15 protein-coding genes are annotated in these 22,892 nt (G+C 53.6%); 7 read left to right on the forward strand and 8 right to left on the reverse strand.

The genetic code is table 11. The annotated features are described in order from the left end of the window. Window positions 1-161 precede the first annotated feature (161 nt). A complete protein-coding gene (locus CFELI_RS08325; RefSeq protein ID WP_277103523.1) occupies window positions 162-2,564 on the reverse strand; it encodes an HtaA domain-containing protein in 2,403 nt (800 codons plus the stop codon). A gap of 395 nt (window positions 2,565-2,959) precedes the next feature. On the opposite strand from CFELI_RS08325, the gene panB reads away from it, so the two are divergent. Next, window positions 2,960-3,781, forward strand: a complete 822-nt coding sequence (gene panB / locus CFELI_RS08330; RefSeq protein ID WP_277103522.1) for a 3-methyl-2-oxobutanoate hydroxymethyltransferase — start codon at window positions 2,960-2,962, stop codon at window positions 3,779-3,781. A gap of 828 nt (window positions 3,782-4,609) precedes the next feature. On the opposite strand, the gene CFELI_RS08335 is transcribed toward panB, so the two are convergent. The 3 genes from CFELI_RS08335 to CFELI_RS08345 are packed head-to-tail and all read right to left on the reverse strand — an operon-like array spanning window position 4,610 to window position 8,282. After that, window positions 4,610-5,116, reverse strand: coding sequence for a methylated-DNA--[protein]-cysteine S-methyltransferase (locus tag CFELI_RS08335; RefSeq protein ID WP_277103521.1), 507 nt, complete (start codon window positions 5,114-5,116; stop codon window positions 4,610-4,612). A 14-nt stretch (window positions 5,117-5,130) separates the two neighbouring features. Beyond that, window positions 5,131-5,955, reverse strand: coding sequence for a pantoate--beta-alanine ligase (panC, locus tag CFELI_RS08340; RefSeq protein ID WP_277103520.1), 825 nt, complete (start codon window positions 5,953-5,955; stop codon window positions 5,131-5,133). A 35-nt stretch (window positions 5,956-5,990) separates the two neighbouring features. Next, window positions 5,991-8,282, reverse strand: a complete 2,292-nt coding sequence (locus CFELI_RS08345; RefSeq protein WP_277103519.1) for a Tex family protein — start codon at window positions 8,280-8,282, stop codon at window positions 5,991-5,993. 172 nt (window positions 8,283-8,454) lie between these two features. Here CFELI_RS08345 and CFELI_RS08350 point away from each other — a divergent pair, with 172 nt between their 5' ends. Genes CFELI_RS08350 through CFELI_RS08365 form a run of 4 tightly spaced genes read left to right on the forward strand, consistent with a single transcriptional unit; the run spans window position 8,455 to window position 15,190 of the window. After that, a complete protein-coding gene (locus CFELI_RS08350; protein ID WP_277103518.1) occupies window positions 8,455-9,963 on the forward strand; it encodes a DUF3375 domain-containing protein in 1,509 nt (502 codons plus the stop codon). Window positions 9,964-9,983: 20 nt separating this feature from the next. Next, window positions 9,984-10,646: a DUF4194 domain-containing protein gene (locus CFELI_RS08355; protein ID WP_277103517.1), complete on the forward strand. Its 663-nt coding sequence runs from the start codon at window positions 9,984-9,986 to the stop codon at window positions 10,644-10,646. 30 nt (window positions 10,647-10,676) lie between these two features. Continuing rightward, window positions 10,677-14,072, forward strand: coding sequence for an ATP-binding protein (locus CFELI_RS08360; protein ID WP_277103516.1), 3,396 nt, complete (start codon window positions 10,677-10,679; stop codon window positions 14,070-14,072). Beyond that, window positions 14,060-15,190: a Wadjet anti-phage system protein JetD domain-containing protein gene (locus CFELI_RS08365; RefSeq protein WP_277103515.1), complete on the forward strand. Its 1,131-nt coding sequence runs from the start codon at window positions 14,060-14,062 to the stop codon at window positions 15,188-15,190. Before CFELI_RS08360 ends, CFELI_RS08365 begins: the two co-directional genes overlap by 13 nt. Here CFELI_RS08365 and CFELI_RS08370 read toward each other — a convergent pair. From CFELI_RS08370 to rimM, 3 genes are read right to left on the reverse strand one after another with little or no spacing between them, the layout of a single operon-like run. Then, complete coding sequence (locus CFELI_RS08370) at window positions 15,182-15,565, reverse strand: hypothetical protein (protein ID WP_277103514.1); 384 nt, start codon at window positions 15,563-15,565, stop codon at window positions 15,182-15,184. The genes CFELI_RS08365 and CFELI_RS08370 overlap by 9 nt on opposite strands. Continuing rightward, on the reverse strand, window positions 15,565-16,422 hold the full coding sequence (gene trmD / locus CFELI_RS08375) for a tRNA (guanosine(37)-N1)-methyltransferase TrmD (protein WP_277103513.1): 858 nt from the start codon (window positions 16,420-16,422) through the stop codon (window positions 15,565-15,567). Before trmD ends, CFELI_RS08370 begins: the two co-directional genes overlap by 1 nt. Continuing rightward, entirely contained in the window at window positions 16,422-16,925 is a 504-nt protein-coding gene (rimM, locus tag CFELI_RS08380; protein ID WP_277103512.1) for a ribosome maturation factor RimM, read from the reverse strand. The genes trmD and rimM overlap by 1 nt, the downstream gene beginning before the upstream one ends. Before the next feature lie 83 nt (window positions 16,926-17,008). On the opposite strand from rimM, the gene CFELI_RS08385 reads away from it, so the two are divergent. Further along, complete coding sequence (locus tag CFELI_RS08385; protein WP_277103511.1) at window positions 17,009-17,383, forward strand: cupin domain-containing protein; 375 nt, start codon at window positions 17,009-17,011, stop codon at window positions 17,381-17,383. Here the strand turns inward: CFELI_RS08385 and CFELI_RS08390 are convergent. After that, on the reverse strand, window positions 17,380-19,059 hold the full coding sequence (locus CFELI_RS08390; RefSeq protein WP_277103510.1) for a hypothetical protein: 1,680 nt from the start codon (window positions 19,057-19,059) through the stop codon (window positions 17,380-17,382). The two genes, CFELI_RS08385 and CFELI_RS08390, sit on opposite strands and share 4 nt — an antisense overlap. 472 nt (window positions 19,060-19,531) lie before the next feature. Here CFELI_RS08390 and CFELI_RS08395 point away from each other — a divergent pair, with 472 nt between their 5' ends. Further along, entirely contained in the window at window positions 19,532-22,822 is a 3,291-nt protein-coding gene (locus CFELI_RS08395) for a hypothetical protein (protein WP_277103509.1), read from the forward strand. Window positions 22,823-22,892 lie beyond the last annotated feature (70 nt).

Genomic DNA, 22,892 nt, shown 5'->3' on the forward strand with positions numbered 1-22,892 from the left:
GCACAACACACCCCCTGTACATTGCTACTTTTCGCAAAAAGCAATCAGTGTGCAGGGGGTGTGGTTTCGAATAGGTTTGTGAAGTTGTAGTCTTTGGCACCGCCTGAGCCTCTAGCCCTTGTTATGTCCCGTGCTTCAAGGCTGTAAGGTACCAAAGTTTTTTATCGCGGCAAAAGCTGCTTTACCAAGTTGTTGAGCAAAGGCAGGTTTGCTAGTGCTGCTGCGATTCCGCCAATGATCGCTGCGATGGCTGCGATGATTCCAACGATCGCGCCGGTGCTTAGCCGTGGCTTTGGCTTCGGCGCCTCGGAGCTGCTTGGAGTAGCCGATGACGTAGCAGATGGGGTCACCGATGGTTTTGGCTGCTGACTTGGTGCTGCCGGTGGAGTTGCTGGATTGCTTGGCGCAACCGAAGGGGTTGCAGGCTCATTGGGCTTTGCCGGTGGAGTTGCTGGCTCAGATGGCTCCTGCTGCTTTGGTGGTTCAGGAATAGTCAGTACTGCTTCCTTACTAAATACCGACTCCACAGCGTTGCGAACTGCAACACGATATTCAGCGCCATTGATAGCACCATTTTCGCCTGCGGTCACAGTCAGACTTGCTTCACGCGCACCTGGGATGTTATTCCAGTTATTGCCTACCTTGCGCTGCCACTGGTACACAGGAGCAGGGTTACCAGTTGCTTCCACGGTGAAAGTAACAGACTTACCCTTTTCAGCCGTTTGAGCTGCAGGCTGGGTGATGATTTTCGGAGCGGTCTTCGCTACTGGTTTTTCACGATCATTCTGCGGAATGTCACCCTCGTCTGGAATACCGCGTAGCTTTCCACCAAATTCCTTCAGTGATTCACGAGTATCGGTGAGCTTATTCTTATCTGCTTTCAGCGAACGCAAATTATCGTACTGAAGCAACGCCTTTAGTGGTTCCAACGTTTCCACGAAGTTGTCAGAAATATCGATCCGCTCGATACCGCGAATAGCCAAACCATCTACCTTACTAATGGCATTGCTGCTGAGATCGACTTGTTTCAAATACAAGTACTGAGACAACGGTGAAATATCTTCAATCTCGTTGTTTTTCACTTCGAGATAGCGCAAATTTCCCTTATCGTATGGCAGTGCTTTCAGGTGGAACAATTTGTTGTTATTCAAACGCAAGCGTTCCAAGTTTGACAAGGTTGCCACTTGATCAATGTTGACCAACTGATTATTGTCTGCATTCAAATTAGTCAGCTTTGGCAAGAATCCTAGGCCGTTGATCTCCGAGAGATTATTGAAGGAAATGTCCAAATGCACAATATTTGGATGATCCCGCAAGGGGCTCAAGTCTTCAATTCGTTGATCACGCAAACGCACAATCGAAAGGTTCTGTGCATACTGGAAGCCTTCGAGTGAGCGCACTTTCTGGTCTTCCGGTGTGTTTACACCAATACACTGGAAGGCCTTCAGCTTAACCATATGGCTCTTCATAATTTGTTCATTCTCGTCAGCAATATCCAACGATTTGCGAACGCACTTCGCCAAAGCCGGATCCAGGTTGATGGCTTCATCTTTGAAGTCAGGGTCTTCGACTTGATAGTTACTTGGACGCAAGTGGCCGAATTTCTCCGGGAAGAGTTGCCACAAAATAGGTTCTGGTGCATCACCGGCAAGTTCATTGATCTTTACTGCCGCAACGAATGGTTCGCGCGCCTCACCTTGGTAGAAACCCACTAGCTCATGAGAAAAGTGGGTATTTCGCGGGATAAACGCAGTGATCAAAAGGTATCCGTCTTTGACTTCAACCTTCAAGTCTTCCAAGTCCACCAACCCAGTTTGCTTCTTGTCAACCTTCACATCTGGATTGGCTAAAGTACCGATTGTCTTACCGTCAACCAAAAGCTTCTTGTTCACAAAATCGATCGTGGGATTAGCCAGCGTCACATCCAGAACGCCACCATGGTGATTCCAATTAACGCTACCCGTGAACTTCAAAGTCTGAAGATTAGACAAGTCAAGTTGCTGTGCTTCATCAAGCGGCCACAATAGGTAATTGTTGTGTGGATCAAGCGTGACATTGGTGCGCTTTTCTTGATGCAAACCAACGTACTGACGGAAAGAACGAACCCAGTCCCAGTTTGCTTTACCGCTACTTACTGTCACAACTTTATTGCTCAGCTTGTCAGCACCGACAACCTGGACACCGGAAGGAGTAGTCAATACTGGTGCAAGGGCTTCAGCGTTTGGCTGAGCTGGTGCAGCAGCAACATCGGTACCTTTAGGTTCCCCCTGAGCGGGAGAATCCTCAGCATCAGTTTCTGCAGCTACCTCTGCCCCAGTTGGCGACTGGCCATCGGTGGCGGAATCCGCCGGAGTTTCGCCTTCAGCCTCATTATTTGCAGCGGCAGCTGCACCATTTTCGGCCGGTGCGGCAGCACCGTCGGAATCAGCAGCAGGTGCAGTCTGCGTAGCCTCCACTTGTGCTGTGGTGTCTTCTTGTGCGATCGCGGGAACATTGCCCAAACCAAAAGCTGTGGCTAATGCCACGCACAGTGCAATGCCGCGAGAACGAGTGAAAATACTCAACTGAAACTCCCTTAGTGTTCTCAACTACCTTGCGTTGCTCACAGTGATGTAAGACAACCCAGAGTTAGAATAACCCAAGGCTTACCTTAATAAGGCTCTACTTGTCTAATGTCCCCCCATTCTTGCCCAAGTAAACCAGTTGTTGAAAAACGCTTTCCCCAGCGCATCCACAAAATCCACCCAGCATTTCGATTATTTTTTAAAAGTTTAAAAATCCACCCCCATCATCACCGCCCATGGCAAAACTTATACCTTTTCAAAAATGCTCACCATAGTGGGCAATTATTAATTCAGATTTTTAGAAAAATATTACCAATAAAAAGTGTCACTTCACCTACCTCATACCTACCGCCGACAATTAGTTCCACCACCACAAAGGCGGTAAATTAAGGTTCATGTCCACCCAAGGTTACTTACTACCCACCAAGCAGGTTCGAGTCACCGATCTTCAAGCCCTGAAGGGCCAACGCCCCTGGGCTATGCTCACCGCCTACGATTACGCCACCGCGAAGCTCTTCGCCGAAGCGGGCATCGAGTGCATTCTTGTCGGTGATTCTGCCGCCAATGTTGTACTCGGCTACGACACCACCACAAAAATCAGCTTTGATGAAATGGCTATGCTTGCAGCCGCTGTTGTCCGCGGCGCCGGCAACGCGCTTGTGGTTGTTGATCTCCCCTTCGGCACTTACGAGGCTTCCGATGAACAGTGCGTGCGTTCGGCAACTGAGATGCTGCACCGCACTGGTGGGCATGTGATCAAGATTGAGGGTGGGGTGCGAATGGCTAGTCGCATCCGCGCGCTGAAAGCCGCTGGCATTGCTGTGTGTGCTCACGTTGGTTTTACCCCACAGTCCGTTAATGGGCTAGGCGGTTTTAAAGTCCAAGGGCGTGGCGACGCCGCCGACGCCGTCCGCGCCGACGTCACCGCTGTCGTCGAAGCAGGCGCGGATATGGTTGTATTCGAAATGGTTCCCGCAGCCTTAGCGGCTGAAATCACTAGGAACTGCCCCATCCCCACTATCGGCATTGGTGCGGGTATCGATACCGACGCCCAGGTATTGGTGTGGCATGACATGGCAGCCATGTTCCCTGGCGGACATCGACCAAAGTTCGTCGAAGTATTTGGCGAGGTTGGTGAGCAACTCATTCGCACGGCGGCCGCCTACAAAAAGGCAGTCGCGGAAAAAACCTTCCCCGGTGAACGCCACAATTTTTAACCCTTTTACTTAATTCGAGGTGCCCTAAGGATTATCCTGGGCACCTTCTTTTTGTCGCGCGCATCATGTGAACAGTGATTCATGACTAACCGAGATTTTGCCAACTCGACCTTTCCGACCCCCAAGGCCCTAAAACATAGGCTCAGACACGAAAAGGTCGAACAGGCCCCTCAAAGCTTGCCCCCGGGGAACAATCCCGCTTGCGGTGCTGGGAGCAAAACTGGGCTTTCGTACCTACTCGACTTTTACAACAATTCGCAGTGGATAAACGCTGCGGTGATCCCAATAGGTCGAGTCGTCTTGGTGCTGGAATTAGCCAACTCGGCCTTTCCAAACCCCAACGCCCTAAAACAAAGGCTTACACACGAAAAGGTCGAGCAAACCCATAAAAGACCATCTCAAAGGCAATACCCTCAAGCTGTGCCGAAGCCAACTCGACCTTTCCGACCCCCAACGCCCTAAAACAAAGGCGTACACACGAAAAGGTCGAGTAGACCCACCCAAGGAAATGATGCTGATTCCTCATTGCGTACACTCGTGAGAGTGTGACCTGCTGTTTTAGCTAGTAGCAGCTGCGCTTAGGATCATCAGGATTTGCCCTAGAGCTCACACTTGCCCGAGAGTTTTCTTGACTCGTGGCGGTTAGCCGGAACTTCAGGGGGATTTTTGGCAGATAGCCTTATACACGCAAATCAGCCAACCCTTGGGATAAGCACCCACACACGAAAGGAAGGTGCCCCAGTTTTCTTACTGTAAGCACCTTCGCATTTACTGCAGCGAAAACTTCGACCAGCAATAAAGCTAGGCCAAAGCTCTTTCACTACCTATTTACGTTGTGAATCCATGCTTGTGTTCGTGTTCAAGCAGCCACTGTTTGGTCGCAATCCCACCGGCATAACCAGTTAACTGCCCCTTAGCCCCAACAACACGATGGCACGGGATCACAATGGAAATCGGGTTCTTGCCCACTGCGCCCCCTATAGCTTGCGCACTCATATTCGGCTTGCCTACACGCTTCGCCACCCGGCGCGCTATTGCGCCGTAGCTTTCGGTGTGTCCGTATGGGATGGTAAGTAGTTCTTCCCACACGAGCAGTTGGAAGGAGGTTCCTTCGAGCTGCAGTTTGAGTGTGGTTGGGTCTGGGTTTTCCCCGGCGAAGTACTTGTCTAGCCAGGTGCTGAGGTTTTTGAGTGTGGGGTGGTTGGGGTTGGCGGTGGCTTGGGTTAGGTGTTTTTTGGGTGCTTGCTCATCCCGCCAGATCCCGCAGACGCTGTCGTTGTGGGCGCAGAGAATGTAATTACCTGTGGGTGAGGTGTAGGTGGAATGGGCAAGCATTGGTTGGTCCTTGATTAGTTGAGGGTTACTGCAACGTTGTCGATCAGGCGGGTTTTGCCCACTGTGGCGGCGACGAGGAGGCGGTTTTCCCCCGCGGTGGGTTCGCTAACCAGGTCGTTGTGGCGGAGTGCGAGGTAGTCGAGTTTGATGTCAGGTTCTGTTTCAAGGATGGCGTGGGCTGAGTGAAGGATTGTTTCTTTTGTGTGCTGTTGTTGCCCGGCGGCGAGTGCGCGCCATAGTGTGGTGGCAAGCTGGGTTTGTTGCGCACTCAAGTACTGGTTGCGGGAGCTTTGCGCGAGGCCGGATTTTTCGCGCACGATGGGTGCAGCGATGATGTTCACGTTGAGGTTGAGGTCGGCAACCATCTGTTTGATGAGTAGAAGTTGCTGGTAGTCTTTTTCGCCAAATATGGCGTGGGTGCAGTTCGTGAGCGCAAAAAGTTTGTGCACGACTGTGAGTACGCCGGCGAAATGGGTGGGGCGGGATGCGCCTTCTAGTACCGTTCCGGCTGGGCCGGGGTGGATCGTTGTTCGAGGTCCTTGTGGGTACATGTCGCGGGGGCTGGGTGCGAAGACGTAGTCGGCGCCGACTGCTGTGAGCTTGTCGACGTCGGCTTCAAGTGTGCGCGGGTATGCGTCGAGGTCTTCGCCTTCCGCGAATTGCAGTGGGTTGACGAAGATGCTCACGATGACGGTGGCCGCTGGGATTTGTTGGGCTAGGCGTACGAGGCTTAAGTGCCCTTCGTGTAAAGCTCCCATGGTGGGGACCAAAACTACGGGGCCGTTGTGGGTGGCGCGCTGTTTTTTCAGCTCTTCAATGGTGTAAAGAATGTGGGTCATGGTTTTTGTCTTTCCCTCAAACGGTGATTGTTTTTTTAAAACCCGGCGCGTTTGAGGGCATCGGCGAGGGAGCCTCCGGCTGGTTGGTTTCGACGTGTGTTGGTGTTTTTGGTGTGCTGTTTGTTTTCGCGGCGCTCGCGTGTGCGGGCAGGTGTGGTTTTTTGCCCTGGTTCGTCGTCTAGGCGCATGCTTAAGCCGATGCGTTTGCGGGCTACATCGACGTCGATGACCTTGACTTTTACTACGTCGCCGGAGCGCACAACATCGTGGGGGTTGGAGACGAATGTGGTGCTCAGGGCGGAGATGTGCACCAGGCCGTCTTGGTGTACTCCGATGTCGACGAAGGCGCCGAATGCTGCCACGTTGGTGACTGTGCCTTCGAGGATCATGCCAGGGTTTAGGTCGGTGATTTTTTCCACGCCTTCTTTAAAGGTTGCGGTTTTGAACTCGGGGCGTGGGTCGCGGCCGGGTTTGTCTAATTCTTTGACAATATCCTCAACGGTGGGTACGCCGAAGGTTTCATCGGCGAAATCGGCGGGTGTAAGGGTGCGGAGCACTGCGGTATTTCCAATGAGCTCAGGAATGCTCAAACCGGTAGCTGTTGCGATCTTGCGCACCACTGGGTAGGCCTCGGGGTGCACGGCGGAGGAGTCGAGTGGGTCTTTGCCACCGTTAATGCGTAAGAATCCGGCGCACTGCTGGAATGCTTTTGGCCCTAGGCGGGGTACTTTCTTTAATGCGGCGCGGGAGGCGAAACTGCCGTTTTCATCGCGGTAGGCGACGATGTTTTCCGCAATGGTGGGGTTGATACCGGCGACGCGGGAAAGTAGTGGGCCAGATGCGGTATTTAGGTCCACGCCCACGGCGTTGACGGCATCTTCAACCACAGCGTCGAGGGTTTTTGCCAGCTGGGTTTGGTTCACATCGTGTTGGTATTGGCCCACACCGATGGCCTTGGGGTCAATTTTGACCAGCTCAGCCAAAGGGTCTTGCAGACGACGCGCAATGGAGACCGCACCGCGTAAGGACACATCCATGGTGGGAAATTCCTTTGCCGCAATTTCCGAGGCCGAATAGACTGAGGCGCCGGATTCACTGACCACCACTGGGGTGGGTTTTTTCCCGCCGGCCTGCGCGATTAAGGCTGCTACTTCAGAGGCAAGCTTTTCTGTTTCCCTTGATGCGGTACCATTGCCCACCGCAATAAGGTCCACACTGTGGGTAGCGCACTGCGCGGCCAACTGCTGTACCGCCTGCGACCACTGGTTTTGTGGCTGGTGTGGGTAGACGAACAAAGTATCTACTACCTTGCCTGTGCCATCCACAACAGCACATTTGACACCGTTGCGGTAGCCGGGATCAAGCCCCAGTGTGGCGCGTTGGCCGGCCGGTGCGGCTAGAAGCACATCTTTGAGGTTGCGGGCAAACACATCTAGTGCGCCTACTTCTGCTTTTTCTTTCAACCGCATGCGAGTATCTAGGCTGGCAGAAACATACAGTTTGGTTTTCCACCCCCAGGCGATGGCATCGGCAAGCCACGCCGAGGAGGTATCCAGACCACAGTGTGAGGCAATCATTCCGGTATACGCTTGCTCATCGCCCGCATCGAGAGAAAGGTGAATTACCCCTTCAGCTTCTGCCCGAAATAGCGCCAAAATGCGATGCGATGGCAGGGTGTGAAAAGGTTCGGAAAATTCAAAATAATCTTTGAACTTTGCCCCTTCCGTTTCTTTACCTTCAATCACCGTTGCCACCATCGTGCCCGTGTTATAAAGGCGTTCGCGCACTTCACCCACCAAGTCCGCATCGAGGGCAAAGCGATCAACCAAAATGGCGCGCGCACCTTCCAGCGCTTTCTTTTCATCCTCGAAACCTGCGCACACAAACTGCGAGGCAAGCGATACGGGATTGTTCGTGGGGGCGTCGATAAGCTGATCGAGCAGGGGCTCCAACCCTGCCTCGCGGGCGCTGTCTGCCTTGGTTTTGCGGCGTTTTTTAAACGGTAAGTACAGATCTTCCAGGCGCGCCTTGGTCTCACACTCAACAATCAGGGTGCGCAGGGCGTCGGTGAGTTTGCCTTGTTCGTCAATCGCAGCCAGGATAGTCTGCTTCCGATCTTCAAGCTCCCGCAGATACCCCAAGCGCTCCTCGAGTCGGCGCAGCTGGGAATCATCAAGCCCACCTGTTACTTCTTTGCGGTAGCGGGCAATAAACGGAACCGTATTCCCCTCATCCAACAAGGTGATTGCGGCTAGAACTTGTGCGGTGTCCACACCCAGCTCATGGGCCACGGTAGAAGCAATGGCAGCATTAATGGAAAGTGTCATTCGCACTATTGTAGTAGGTTGCTAAACCACACAGATGTATTTACCCCACCGCCGAACACACCTGCTCCTCAGCCTGCCCACGTCCTCCCCCGCTGTTGAGGTTGCCCGACACGCCCCACTGGGGCAGCTTAGGTATGGTAGAACAAGACCACAAGCACAAGGAGGTTTTTGTGTGAGCGTTGTTGCCCAAGCTCTCAGCTTTCGCACACTAGCGAAACAATCACCCGTGTTTAGTCTTATACGCAGCCCACATGCCCCACTTATCCTCAGCTTTCTAGCCGTCCACTTCCCCCACGGCAGCTCCCCGCGGCCGGCCGCAGAAATCTACGAGCTTCTCGACGCCGACCTCAACATGCTGCGCAGCCACAACTTTGACCTCCCCAAAGGCCCGCAAGGATATGTTGCCGACTGGATCAAAGCAGGCTGGCTGATCCGCAAACCCGGCACTAGCAAAACCGGCGAAACCCTCGAACCCAGCGACCACAGCCTCAACGCACTCGAAGCCGTACACCGCTGGCGCGATCCACGCTCCACAATGACAGCCTCCCGTATCCAATCCATCGCTTTTGCTGTGGAAAGCCTCGCACGGGATTCCGACCCCGACGCGCAGCAAAGAATCGACCATTTGCTGCGCCAACGCGAACAGATCGACCAGCTGATTAAAGAAACAGAATCCGGTCACTTCCACGTTCTCGACACGGAACAAATCCGGGAAAGAATCACCGACATTCTCGACCTCGCCTCCTCCGTGCCCGCGGATTTTGCCCGGGTACGCGCAGAATTCGAAGAACTCAACCGCACCGTACGCAGGCAACTGCTTGACCCCGAAGACTCCCGCGGAACAGTACTCGATGATATTTTCCGCGGCGTTGATCTCATTGCCGAATCCGAAGCCGGGCGCAGCTTTCATGGTTTCTACGAAATACTGCTCGATCACGAACGCTCCGCCCACATCGATTCCTGGATCGCCAGCATTTTAGAGCGCGAACAATCCGCCAGCATCGAAATCGAGCACAAAGAGCGCCTGCGACATCTGTTCCGCGACATGGAAACCCTCGGCTATGAGGTCAACACTGTGATGACCACCCTCGCGCGCAGCTTACGCCACTATGTGACAACCCAAGACTTCGCCGAAAACCGGCGCATGCTCGAACTCTTACGCGCCACCCGCGCCTTAAGTGCGAAGGCGGTCGAAAGCCACCAACTCGGCCCTTTGCACCACATGAACACCCCACTGACCAAAATTGGCATGTCGATATCCTCTGTATCGGCGCTGGTGCCCAAAAACCCGGGCCTCGATTTCGTCGACACCGACCCCGTGCCCATCGCGGAAGTCACCATCGACGTGGATGAACTGCTTGCCTCAGTGAGCGCCTCAGAGATCAATTTCACCGAACTCGAAGAAGCAATAGCCCACTTGCTCGAAACCCACACAAAAATCACCATCGGCGAGGTTCTGCACCACTTCCCCGCAACCCAAGGATTAGCATCTGTAGTAGGGCTACTCTACTTAGCGCTGTCCAACGGCCACCCCCTCGGACACCAAGAATCCGTGTCCTGGACCGAACGCGCACCCATCGGCGACAGCCTCGAAGCACCCGATGAGGATCAGCACAAGGAAATAACCATGCACGCAACAATCGAAGGGTGGTTCTTTTCAAGCCCAACCACCGCGGTGTGAACAACTGCAAGGAAAAACCAATGAGCACAACCCAACCTCACAGCACCCAACACACGCCAGTCGACGATAAATTATGGGAATCAGACACCGGCACGTTGAGCTTCGACTCGCGCCGCGCCCTTGCCCAACTCCTCCAAGGGCCGTTAGTGCGCGCACGCCAGCAACCCCATATTTGGCACGCCATCCTCACCGATGAAACCGCCCTGCGCTCACGGCTCGCCGATATCTTCCTCGACCTCATTGTCGACGAAGACGCAGGCATTGCCTTTACCCGCACCGCAAATGGAGGGGCACCACTATCACTCGGGGGTAAAGAAGTGGAAGTACCTAAAGTGCTGCGCACCAAAACAATGACCATCATTGATACCGCACTCCTGCTCTATATGCGCACACAGCTCGGTTTAGCCGCCCCCGGCGAACGAGTGCTTGTCGACGCCGAAGAATTACGCGACAATGCCCGCCTCTACCGCCGGTTGGAAGACCGCGACGAATCCACCTTCGATAAACGCTTGAGCGCCTCACTTAAACGCATGATCACCGACTACGCCTTGCTTTCGCCAACAGAAACTGATGACCGATACGAAGTTTCACCCGTGCTGCGTCATCTTTTCGACCCCCAAGTAGTCGAAGGAATCCGCGCCGAATTTACCCAACTCTTAGAAAAAACCACCACCGAAGACTAACACCCCACCCTTTTCACAGGATCTATTGCGATGAACTCCTCAAAAGCTAACCCAACCTCATCCCACCCACACCTCCCCACCGAAGAAAACGTACGTGAAATCTTTCCTTCGCAATGGCGCCTGTCAAAAATTCAATTGGTCAACTGGGGAACTTTTCACGGACTAGTCACCATCCCAGTACACCGCAAAGGTTATCTGATTACCGGAGGTTCCGGATCTGGCAAATCCACCCTCATTGACGCCATCTCCGCAGTGCTAGTCTCCACTGAAAAATTGAAATTCAACGCCGCTGCACAACACGAAACCAAACGCGGCCGGGGACGCGACCTCGTCTCCTATATCCGTGGCGCCTGGCGCACCAAGGAAGACTTACACTCCGGCGGCATTGTCTCCGAATATCTACGCACCAACGCCACCTATTCCATCATCGTGCTCAGCTTCAGTAATGGGGCAGGCTTAGTGCGCAGCGCTGTTGCCCTCTTTTTCCTCCGTGGGGGCGCACACGCCCAATCCGATGTGAGCAAATTCTTCGGTGTATTCCCCGAAGGCGAAGCCAATGCTGAAGACTTCATTGCACTCTTAAAACGCGGAATAGATAAACGAGCCATCAAAAAACAGTTCCCACAGGCTACTTTTAGTGAAAAACACTCCGTTTTCTCCGCGAAATTTCGCCCCCTTGTGGGCATCAGCTCCTTAGAAGTACTGCTGCTGCTCCAACGCACACAATCAGCCAAATCCCTCGACAGCCTCGACCAACTGTTCCGGGACTACATGCTTGCCGTACCCGAAACCTTCACCCACGCCGCCGAAGCAGTCGAACAATTCGCCGAACTAGAAACAGCCTATGCGCATGTCCAAGACATCAAAGCGCAAATCGAACACCTCGAGCCGTTGAAAAAACTCCACCACAACGCAACCCGCACCGCACAGTCACTATCAACATGTGAGCAACTCATCCACGCCCTGCCCCATGTGGAAACACAACTGAAACGAGTCGAATTACACAACGAACTCACCATTGCCCAAGCAGAAGCCGACATCGCCGAAGCTGCCCTCGAACAAGCCCGCACCGCCGAAAAATTCGCCGAAGAAAACTACCGCCACGCCCAAAACGCACTGCAACAACACTCCCAAGGCGAAATCGCAGTACTTCACGAACAACTCAAATCACGCCAACGCGATCTTCACCACTGCACCCACGCACGCAACACGCTGGCCACCACAATCGCCCCCTTAACCCCAATCACCCCAGATACCCCTGAGTCATTCTATGAACTTTTAGGCTCCGCGCGAGCAATCATCGCCGACTACCACCACATCCACAAAGCACTGGAAGAACAACACCACAACGCAATCGTCGAAACGCGACAAGCCCGCGATACGCGCACACAGTGCGAAGACAATCTCAGCGCCATAGCGGCGTCGACAAGCAATATTTCAGCCCGCTACCAAAAGCTGCGCGAAAAACTCTGCACCAGCCTCCAACTCGACCCCACCCAACTGCCCTACATCGGCGAACTCATCGATATCAACCCCGAGCACAGAAAATGGGAACCTGTCATTCAACGAACCTTATACAACTTCGCCCAACAACTACTCGTCCCACACCAGCTCTACCCGCAAGTCGCCGACTACATCAATACAACCCCGCTCAACTTACGACTGAACTTCCACAGCATCGAGCCCACACAAGACTTTCCCACCAAACGCACCGGGGCAAACTCCCTCGTGCGCAAAATCAACGTCATCGACCACCCCATGAAAGCATGGCTCGACTCCGAACTAGCCCGCCGCTTCGACTACCAGTGTGTAGCCACACGCGCCGAACTCGACCAACTCCCAGCACACCTTAAAGGTGTCACCATCGACGGGCTGATGCGCTTTGCCAGCACACAACAAGGCGCCTATTCCTACCTCAAAGACGACCGCAGCCCACTCGGAGCCAAAAGCCACTACCAACTGGGATCTTCCAACATGGACAAAGTGGAACTACTGCGCACCGAACTACAGCACGCCCGCGCAGCCGAACAACACGCCCTGCAACACCAACACCACATCGCAGCAAAAATCACACAAGAGCGCAAAAACTACGACGCCGCGCTCGCAATTAAGAACACACGCTGGGAAAACATCGACGTAGACAGCGTGGAAAAACAAGTAGAACACATCAAAGCCCAAATCGAACACCGCACATCCACCCCAGAAGCAGCACAACTACTTAGCGCCGAACGCAGCGCCGCACACGCGCTCGAAACCGCCAAAAAACAGGTCGCAACCCACCACGAAGAACGCGGCAAATACTCCAGCATTGTCGCTGAACTCACCACCACACTCGAAGAACTCAACCAGCGTACCTGCGAAGACGTACCCGAGCAGATCGACAAACGCCTACGCGAAGAATTCAACGCGCACACCAGGCGCATCACCAGCCGCAACATCGGCGACATCAGCCGCACACTCCTGCACCACTACAACGAAGAACGCGATACCTTACGCACACGCCAACACACCCTCAACAACCAGATGAGCACCATCATTGGCCGCTACATCGAACGGTGGCCAAGCGAAAAAGCCGAGCTAGAAGCCAGCGAAGACTACGTCCCCGATGCCTTAAACAAGCTCAACACACTCACAAGCGACAGGCTTGCAGAATTTAGCCACAAATTCCGCGATCTGATCAACGACATGTCCACCCACTCCCTGACCCACATCAGCAATCTACTGCGCCGAGCCCGCGCAGAAATCATCGAACGCATCACCCCTGTCAACCACTCCCTGGCAACCTCAGAATTCTCCGAAGGACGCTTCTTACGCATCGACGTACGCGACAACCGCGGCGAGACCGTCCAAGAATTCCAACGCATGCTCGACGACGCCATCAGTGGGGGCCTGAGCGAACAAAGCGAAGCACAAGCTGAAGAACGCTACCACAAAATCAATTCCCTGATCACCAAACTAGGATCAAAAGAATCCGGGGATATCCGCTGGCAACGCACCGTATTAGACACCCGCCGACACGTGAGCTTCATCGGCTGCGAAATCACAGAAAGCGGCGAAGTAGTCAACACCTACGTCGATTCCTCCGCGCTTTCTGGCGGCCAAGCACAAAAACTCGTATTCTTCTGCCTCGCAGCCGCATTACGCTACCAACTCGCCCGCACCGATGCGCACTACCCCGACTACGCCACCGTGATCTTAGACGAAGCATTCGACCGCGCCGACCCCACCTACACCAGGCGCGCCATGAACGTCTTCGCCGCCTTCGGTTTCCACATGATCTTGGCAACCCCACTCAAACTCATTTCCACCCTCTCCCCCTTCGTTGGTGGCACCTCGGTCGTCTCCTACCAAGAAACACCCAACGACAAAGGAATAGTCCGTGGACAATCGACCATTTCAAAGATTGAACTGTCATGCCCCGAATGATCCTTCCCCACGATATCCAAGCACAGCTGGAACGCTACACCCGCAAACACTACCTCGACATTCTCAGTGCGGACAGCTTCTATCGCTCCTACCCATTGCACCCACCCACCGCGGCAGAAGCTTTTGCCCACAAGGAACACACTGCAACCTGGATCAATCAATGGCAAAAAGTCAGCTGGGCTGAGATCGACTACGCAACCAAAAACTGGCGCCAAGCAGGTCTAGGAACCCAAACCGTACCTGTGCGTGCCACAATTTCCTCCAAACAACAGCTCTACCACGCCCTCACACAACAAACCGTTGCGCATCTCAACGATCTGGGCACAAAACTAGAAATCGTCGCAAACGCCATAGGGCATCAACGCGCCCGGGAAACAGTAAAAGCATGGGAAAAACTCACAATTGACGATATCCATCGCGGACTTGCGCTCCGTGACTGGTTAGAACACAACCCGAACTCTGGGCTACTTCCGCGCGCAGTTCCCATTCGCGGAATGGACACCAAATGGTTAGAACACAACCTCCCACTCATTCGCGCCTTAACAGGCATAGACGATACCGGACTTGCCCACCCACAAACCACCATCCATCTTCGGGTTCTGGACCCAACAATTCGACTTCATCCCCTCATCTGCTCAATGGGACTTGACCCAGCCGAAATATCCCCCGCGCTCGATCACGCCCGCGTGATCATCATGGTGGAAAACAAACTCACCTTCCAAGCACTCCCCGACTACCCAGCCACAGGTGCCGTAGCGGTATGGGGTGAAGGCTACCGCGCTGAAAAACTCGTCCAGATCCCAGAAATACAGAGTCTTCCGGTCTTGTACTTCGGGGATCTTGACCATGACGGATTCGCCATACTCAGCAATATACGGCGTATGCACCCTAACGTGACCAGCTTCGCCATGGATTCTGCCACACTCGACTTATTTCGCGAATTTGCCATCGAAGACCGCAACTACCAGCCACGCAGCTACCAGCACCTGACACAAGAAGAAAGCCGCACACTCGATGCGCTGCTTGCAGCAAACCTCAGGCTAGAACAAGAACGCATCAGCTTCGACCACGTTCTCACACACCTTCAGGCACTACTGCACAACCACCAATCACAATGAGCATGCAGAAGCCGAATAAGGATCGCTATGGCCGAGTGAAGAAGTCCCATACCAATACAGGTGCGAATCTACCGTCGTGGCAATAACCTCAACGATCGCTACGGTAAGATCCTTCAACTCCCGCGAAGTTTTGCTGAGCACCACCACACGATGCAACACCTCAGCAAGCGGAACACGACCTTCCTGCTGCTCAAAATGCGTGACCAGCATATTATCCGGCTCACAGGCAAAACTCAGTTCCTGGGCATACACGGCAGAAATCTCCACACCAGCACACGTATTGGCGCTCAAAGCCTCATGCACAGCCACCCACTGCTGAGGAGTAAGCAAGAGATGAAGATCAGTAGTGCACTCGCGCATCTTCACCTCTTCCATCACTGCAACCCCAAAACCTTTTTATCGTGGTGATCCAGCTTAACGCCGTCGAGAAGCTCAGGCCGCACCTGCTGCGTGCGCAACAACGCCTGGTCCCGCCGCCACCGCTCCACCTTCGCATGATTACCAGAAAACAGCACCTCAGGAACCTCCAAACCACGCCACTCGCGCGGCTTCGTGTAGCTTGGTCCCTCCAACAAACCATCTGAGAAACTATCTTCCTCATGGCTGCGCCTATTACCCAACACACCAGGGATCAGGCGAACCACAGCCTCGGCAATCACCAGCACAGCCACCTCACCACCAATGAGCACATAATCACCGATCGACACCTCGCGCACACGGTAACGATTATGCGCATCATCGATCACACGCTGATCAATACCCTCATAGCGTCCACAGGCGAAAACAATATGCTCCTCATTCGACCACGCGCGGGCATCAGCCTGTGTAAAAGGCTTGCCCGCAGGGGTGGGAACAATCAGCAACGGTAGTGAAGGGTCCTCCCCCTCGCGCACAGAAATATCCTGATAACGCTGCGGATCTACACCCTCCACATCATCATGGCGGGCCTTATCCTTATGCGGCAACGACGAACTCAACTCTTTGGTCAGCGCAGCCAGACCACAGCCTTGGGCAACATCGTCAAGTGCTGGACCCCACACAGCAGGTTTCATCACCATGCCAGGGCCGCCACCATAAGGGGAATCGTCAACCGACTTATGCACATCCGTGGCCCACTGGCGCAAATCGTGCACACCGACGCTTAAAATATTCTGCTCAATCGCCTTACCCAACAACGCATGGCGAAGGGGTTCGAGATATTCCGGAAAGATTGTGATGACGTCGAGACGCATTAGAGCTCTAACAACCCTTCCGGCGGAGTAATCGTGCACGTACCCTGCTCAAGATCCACCTCGGGAACAATATCGTGCACGAAAGGAATCAGCACCTCTTTCCCCCCTTTAAGCTCAACCTCAAGAATCTCACCGGCGGGACCGTGCATCACACCAGTCACCTCACCAATAACCTCACCGTCACGCAGCACCTTCAAACCTTCAAGCTCGTGATCGTAGAAACCCTCTTCTTCATCCTCAAGCTCCAACGGTGGCGCCCAAAACTGCGTACCCCGCAACGTATCAGCAGTTGTGCGATCGGGGACTTCCTCAAATTTAATCAACAACCGACCCTGATGGACTCGCGCTGCAGCAATAGTTAAAGAATGCTCCTTCTTCCCCTGCTTACCCTTGAGCACCTCACCCACAGCGAAGCGAATTTCGGGCTCGTCAGTGGTGATCTCAACTGCAACTTCACCCTTGATTCCGTGGGACTTGACCACGCGTCCAATCATCAATTCCATGCGATTGAGCATAGCACCTGCCCCCACCACCAAAATTCAGCGTACATTGCGGATACCGCATCCCACTAAACCAGTTGTTGATTATGCTCGGTCATGACTGCAACCATTCACCGATTGGAGTAGCGATGAACATCCTCAACCTGCTCGACTTGGCACCTGCGCTCGACGAACTCAAACCCAAAGCACAACGCGTACTCCGCGGCGATGGGGCAAACCTTATCCTGTTCAGCTTCGCCCCAGGCCAAGTACTGGCCGAACACATGGCAGCCCACCCCATTACCATTCAATGCATCGACGGTGTTTTAGACTTCGTCTGCGAAAACGAAACCGTCCGCCTCCACCCAGGCGTCATTATTCACCTGGATAGCCGAATTGAACACCGCGTGGACTGCCCCGATGAAGCACCAGGAAAAAACGTCCTGCTTCTGACCATGCTCACCGGTGAAAAGCACAGCTAGAGCAGGTCAGATTCCAAGGTTGCCAGCTTTGACTCCGCAAAGCTGCGACAATTTAACAGCTCCGGCTCATCCGCATCTGCAGACACAAGAGCTAAGACACTGCGGTAACAGATCTGGGCGAGATCCTTATCGTGCATCGCCTCACGAACCACCCCAAGTTCCACAGTCGCCTGAATAAACGAAATACGGTGCTTGGTCACTGGGGAATGCTGGGCAATAGCCATGCACTGGTCAAGATAGTGGATGGCGCTGCCCCAATCCCCCATCGCGCTACAGTGCTGGCCACGCTCAAGAAGATACTGGATACCCTCGGACACACTAGAGACCATGTCGAGCCCAAAACGATCTAATTCGAGCATTTCCCACACGTTGTAGCACAAAGCTTTCACCGCGCCTTCAACCTCAGCAATGTCGAGCGCACGACGGATATTCACAAGCGCCTCCTCCACATTGCCCATTTGGTATAGCCATTGAGTTCGCCTGGCTAAACAATAGGCAAGCAAGGATCGGCCACGCAGCGTTGTGTGCACGGTGGCATCACTAAATTCCGCGATGAAGGAACCTAGAATATCAGCACCCCGCTCCCACTCATCGGTGTGAAGCCGACACGTATCGAGTACAAGATCCATAGCCTCACTGAAATCATGCACTGATGCGGTATCACTGATGGCGTGGAGTTTATCCACTCCCTCATCGATCGCCTGCTTCGGGTTCAATGCAGCTACACAGCGCAAACGAAGCGCTTTGAGCTCATCCACATCCGCACGAAACAGAAGCTGCGCCGACTCAGAAGCCTGAGTAAAACTTTCGGCACTATCAGTGATTTCATCAACGATGGTTCCCACGGAAAGCACCTGTGCGCGCAGTTCATCGTCTTTCGCAGTATCAGACAGCAGCCGATCAATTTCGACAATTGCCTCTGGGAATTTCCCGGCATACATCAACGCTTCTGACACTTTGCGTCGCGCAAAGCGCTCCAGGTCGCACGCATCATGCATAAACGCCAGATCCGCTAATTTCGCTGCGTGCTGGTGCAATTCCACTGGCATCAAGGGGCCTTCAGGCGTGAAACTTTCGCAATACTCAATGAGCTCACAGTAGAAATCAAGAATAATCGGAAAACCTTGAAGCCCCGGCCACTGCACGACCCTGGCATAGGATTCGTAACGATGCTGCCCCTCCAAAATTGCGAGATTGCGCTCAAGCATGGCAATCACCGTATCGGGGATCAGTTCGAGTAACGTTTCGTGTCGCGCTTCAATCCACGGCAACGCTACTTTCAAGAACTTGCGCCCCTGCCACGTGTTTTCCAGCATGGTTAACAGTTGCAGGCCGGAGAATTCGTGCGCTTGGTACTGTCCAATTTCTTCCAGCTTGCGCAGCACGTCAACAACTGGGGTGAAATAGTCGGGGATGGTTTGAAGTTTCACATATTCCAACCAACACCAGCCGCCAGGGCTGACGAAGGGCAGTTTCATTGCGGCTTCGGCATGTTCACGCACGTTGTCCCAGCGGGCAAATTCGGCGTGCATTTCGCACAAGAATACGTGGATGCGCCCCTGTTGCACTGTGTCTACAGTGTCGAGGAGGTCGTAAAGTTGACTGATTGCATCTTCAATGTCTTCTTCCCGCCCGCTTGCGGCAAGGCGTAGGCAATCTTCAACTGGATCAAGCATGCTGTGCGATCACCGTCCTCGCTTCCTGTGTTCATGCGCTGCACTTGTTCCCACCCCAGGAATTAATCATAGTGAAAGGTGGGTTCATGCTGGCTGGGGGTTAGTGTATCCATATAGGCTACACCGTGGTGCGGACAAGTGCCTAGACTGACCGCGCCCCAACGAGAACGCACTCTGCTGCATAGTGGTACTGTCACGCAGTGCTATGTCGTGCCCCTACCTCCCCGACGTGCGTGTCGACGGCGTGGATAGGCACACACGATATTCCGCGTACTGCCACTACTGCCCACGCAAAGTGAAGATTCCCATCAGCACTGATCGTTGCAGGCACAGTTCGTCTTGAGTAGATTTTTACACTGTTTCGCGGCGAAACACATGAAAGTAAACACTGTGTGAACTCAGCTGTATTCATAGCAAAGTTTCATGTCTTTACAGCACATACATTCGCCTCGCTTTGTTAGGTTAAGTAGCTATGAACTCCCCTGCAGCATTGACCCACGCCTGTGAAATCTTCACCGAACTCGGCTGGAATGAGGCCAGACTGAGCGATGTTATGTCGCTTCCCCTCGGCACGGCAGAACAACAACAGCGCGCCCGCGCGGGGCTAAAGAAGGGTGCGTGGAGTAAGCATATCTACGACGAGAATGATCGCTACCTGCGTACCGATTCGCTTATCGACGTCGACCCAGCTCTCCTTTCCTGTTTCGCAATCCGCGTGGGAGTTGATGCGCAACGCACCGCTCAACTTGCTACTCATGAATGGGGGCTTGCGCATGCGAAATGCATTGCCAGCAGGGGGCAAAAATTCGTTGAGGATTTTATCCGCAGAACTTGCCGCCCCGATTTTCGCACCTTTGAGCATGCATTCTCCACTCATGCAGTAACTGCCTTATGGCTGTCCACATTGCCCGATTTCATCATCCCCGCTCATGCGGATTATATCCGCGATTGGGCCTGTGGTTGTGCGGATAGAATCAGCGATTTTCCATGCCAGACTTTCGGCAAAAAACAGCTGCCCAAAGAAGATGATTACCGTGCACGTTTTCTTGAGCATCTGCAGCTTGGTGCTCAACTTAGCGTTCCCGCCACTGGGCCTTTTGGTGCTTTGATTCCTGCTGGTGTGCAGCGGGGCTGGATTAGCCGCGACCAAGCTTTTGGAATCTGCCTAGTGGCTTTGGAGTGTGCGCAGCGTCCGGGTGATCGGAAAAAGTGGGTTGAGATTCTGAGCACTACACTTGCCATTACAGACGAGGAATTGTGCTCCCATGTGGAGGTTTTTGCCGGTGTTTTGTCGACGGGCGAAGCCCCAGTTGTTGAGACAATCGGTGTGCCTCTCATTCGACTCGTGCCTGCAGATAAACTTGGTGACATCGCTGTGGTGTGTCTGTTTACCAAAACCAATAAGGCTCTAGTCGCAGTCTTAGCTGCACTTCACGCACGTATCCAAAACTTATCGCACACGCATACGGTTGAAATTGCGATGCTGATTGGCTCGCGCGTTGAACAATTGGCGCAGCAACGTAATGCCCAGGTGAAAAAGGCTGCCTCTTCGCTCCTTGAGAATCTTCACTTCTCCCCCGATATTGCCTCACACTCCGACGATTCCACTAATTTAAACGAACCGACTGTTGTACCATGGCGGCCAATCCCACCACTATGGAGTATCGAGCGTTTTTCTTTACCCGAGTGCACTGCCCACGAGCTTGCCTTACGGGTGGCTGCGATCAACACCTTTGGCATTCACACGGGTGATCTCCGCGACGAAGAGTTCCTTTCTATCGCACACGAGCTTCGGCGTTCGGCCCCTGATTCCTACTCTCGCGAAATATCACGTCTGCAGAATTTTCCTGTAGGCAATCTCGCTGATACCGAATCTGTTGAGTGGAAGGAACCCTCATGGGCGGTTTCGCTACCTATGATGCGAACCCTGTGCGTGCTTAGTCATGCCTTGTCGATTCCCACGGTGTTGAGCCTTCCCACATGGGTGGACTATTCCATTAGCACTGAAGATTTCTGCTCGCGCTTGGAGGAATACGATAAGGCAGGATTAGCTGTCTACTCCCCCGATTTGCTCCTTGCCGTCTTTCGCTTAGACGACATCGCCCCGGCGCTGAAACATACCAAGAACTCAACCGTGCCCATTGTGGGTGTTGATGGGCAACCCGTTGCTCATACCGTCGGTGAGATTATCAGCTTCATTGCCTCCCAGGACTCGCTTCATGCACAGGAATCTCAAGTCACACTCACCCCATCGGGCGATGAGAAGTGTTCTTGTGAGATACTGTGCGACTCGTTGCGCACCATTGCGAATCTGTTTCCACCCAAAACGTATCTCAGCTGCTCCTACGATCTGTTCCCACACAGTGACAAAGACGTATTCAATCTGGTGCGCTGGTTTGAAGACAGTTTCGCCTTTTTAGGCCCTATTGCCCTTCAAGCTGCTTGCTCACGCGCACCTCTGGCCCCAGAAGTAAGTGTTAATCTGCTGGGTGCCCAGCGTACAAAAGACCCCAAAATTTTAAGCCAGTGCCGCCAAGCACTTCATACTGCCTTCGATCGTGGCCTTATGCAGCCGGATCATTTAAAGGGCACAGATCTTGACTACGACTATTTTCCACAAAACATCGCTGCCTTCGCACATGCCATGCGCGAGTGTGCCGAAGAAGGATTTCTGAGCATTATCTGGCCTGTGCTCGATGGGATTGTTTTAGCTTCTGCTCAAAAGCAGCGGCTATTTGCTGGCACTGCTGAGATTGCAGCACTCATGGACGACCTTGCCCCTTCAGTTGTCCACGCTGTGAAAACTGGGGAGGCCAGTGACAAAAACCTCCAGGTTCCAGGTCTTCGACTGCTTGCGCAGCGTAAAGGAAAATCCCAAGCGGTGATCACCGCGAAAGAAGCTGTGGAAAAACTCCCCGCACAAGAAGCGACTGCAGGTGCTGGCGTCGAAGAGCAAAAACTGCAAGCACCAGAAAATTTTGAACATCTCTGGCCTGAACAAGCAGGCTGCACTCCCCACGTGGATGATGGGGTGACAGTAACCAATTTCGCGCTCGTTGCCTCCCACACAAACAAAAAGAGGGCCGAAATAACCCTTTCCGTTCCAGGTTTTTCGGACCCAATCGTGGTGCGCAAGCACGGATGGTTTTACGATATCGAAGAAGAAGCCCAGGTCGGGTGCTTGAAGGGCGAAGAAGACGGCTACCTTTACAAAGAAGGGAATACGTTCTATTTCAGCCCGTGGCGCAACCGCAACAAACAAACGGACTCGCCTTTGCGGGGAGTACAACCCGACGAGTTCCCCAATTTCCTCTCCCTCGTGGTGATCGCGTCCCTTTCCGACGAATACTCCATGCACGTTGCCCGCAAGAGTGTTCGCACGATGATTAGGAAAAACCGGTTCTGCGGATCGGCCTCCGTACATAACTTCATGGAACAACTCGTGCAGAATGCTGATTTCGCACCCCACCGTTGCGTGAACATGATGGCGGAAGTACCTGAAACTTTCCCCTGGTTGTGGCCTGCTGTCACTGTACCCCTCAGCTATGCCGCAAGCTGTGCTACCCCACCAACATGGACCTCTCGTGTACTCGACTTCGCCATCGAGCATGCCGGCATACTCGCCGAAGCCACTCGTCGGGGTTATATACCCGCAACGGAATGGGACAGCCTCCACGCACTTGCCGCCATCAAGAAAAAGTGCGCCGCAAAAACCAAGGCCCAGCGTTTGGCTGAACTCTTCGACTCCTACGAAAGCAGCTAACTTTAAAGCAGCGTCAATGAAGGGAAGCACCCACATTTAAACCCGCATTAGCTGCGCTGCTGGTGAAAAG

Source organism: Corynebacterium felinum (genome assembly GCF_030408755.1).
In the GTDB taxonomy this organism is placed as follows: domain Bacteria; phylum Actinomycetota; class Actinomycetes; order Mycobacteriales; family Mycobacteriaceae; genus Corynebacterium; species Corynebacterium felinum.

Coding starts and splice junctions, on each gene's coding strand:
- CFELI_RS08345 (WP_277103519.1), bottom strand. CDS start 8,282: ATGACACTTTCCATTAATGCTGCCATTGCTTCTACCGTGGCCCATGAG.
- panB (WP_277103522.1), top strand. CDS start 2,960: ATGTCCACCCAAGGTTACTTACTACCCACCAAGCAGGTTCGAGTCACC.
- panC (WP_277103520.1), bottom strand. CDS start 5,955: ATGACCCACATTCTTTACACCATTGAAGAGCTGAAAAAACAGCGCGCC.
- CFELI_RS08360 (WP_277103516.1), top strand. CDS start 10,677: ATGAACTCCTCAAAAGCTAACCCAACCTCATCCCACCCACACCTCCCC.
- CFELI_RS08335 (WP_277103521.1), bottom strand. CDS start 5,116: ATGCTTGCCCATTCCACCTACACCTCACCCACAGGTAATTACATTCTC.
- CFELI_RS08365 (WP_277103515.1), top strand. CDS start 14,060: ATGCCCCGAATGATCCTTCCCCACGATATCCAAGCACAGCTGGAACGC.
- CFELI_RS08395 (WP_277103509.1), top strand. CDS start 19,532: ATGAACTCCCCTGCAGCATTGACCCACGCCTGTGAAATCTTCACCGAA.
- CFELI_RS08390 (WP_277103510.1), bottom strand. CDS start 19,059: ATGCTTGATCCAGTTGAAGATTGCCTACGCCTTGCCGCAAGCGGGCGG.
- CFELI_RS08385 (WP_277103511.1), top strand. CDS start 17,009: ATGCTCGGTCATGACTGCAACCATTCACCGATTGGAGTAGCGATGAAC.
- CFELI_RS08370 (WP_277103514.1), bottom strand. CDS start 15,565: ATGGAAGAGGTGAAGATGCGCGAGTGCACTACTGATCTTCATCTCTTG.
- trmD (WP_277103513.1), bottom strand. CDS start 16,422: ATGCGTCTCGACGTCATCACAATCTTTCCGGAATATCTCGAACCCCTT.
- rimM (WP_277103512.1), bottom strand. CDS start 16,925: ATGGAATTGATGATTGGACGCGTGGTCAAGTCCCACGGAATCAAGGGT.
- CFELI_RS08355 (WP_277103517.1), top strand. CDS start 9,984: ATGAGCACAACCCAACCTCACAGCACCCAACACACGCCAGTCGACGAT.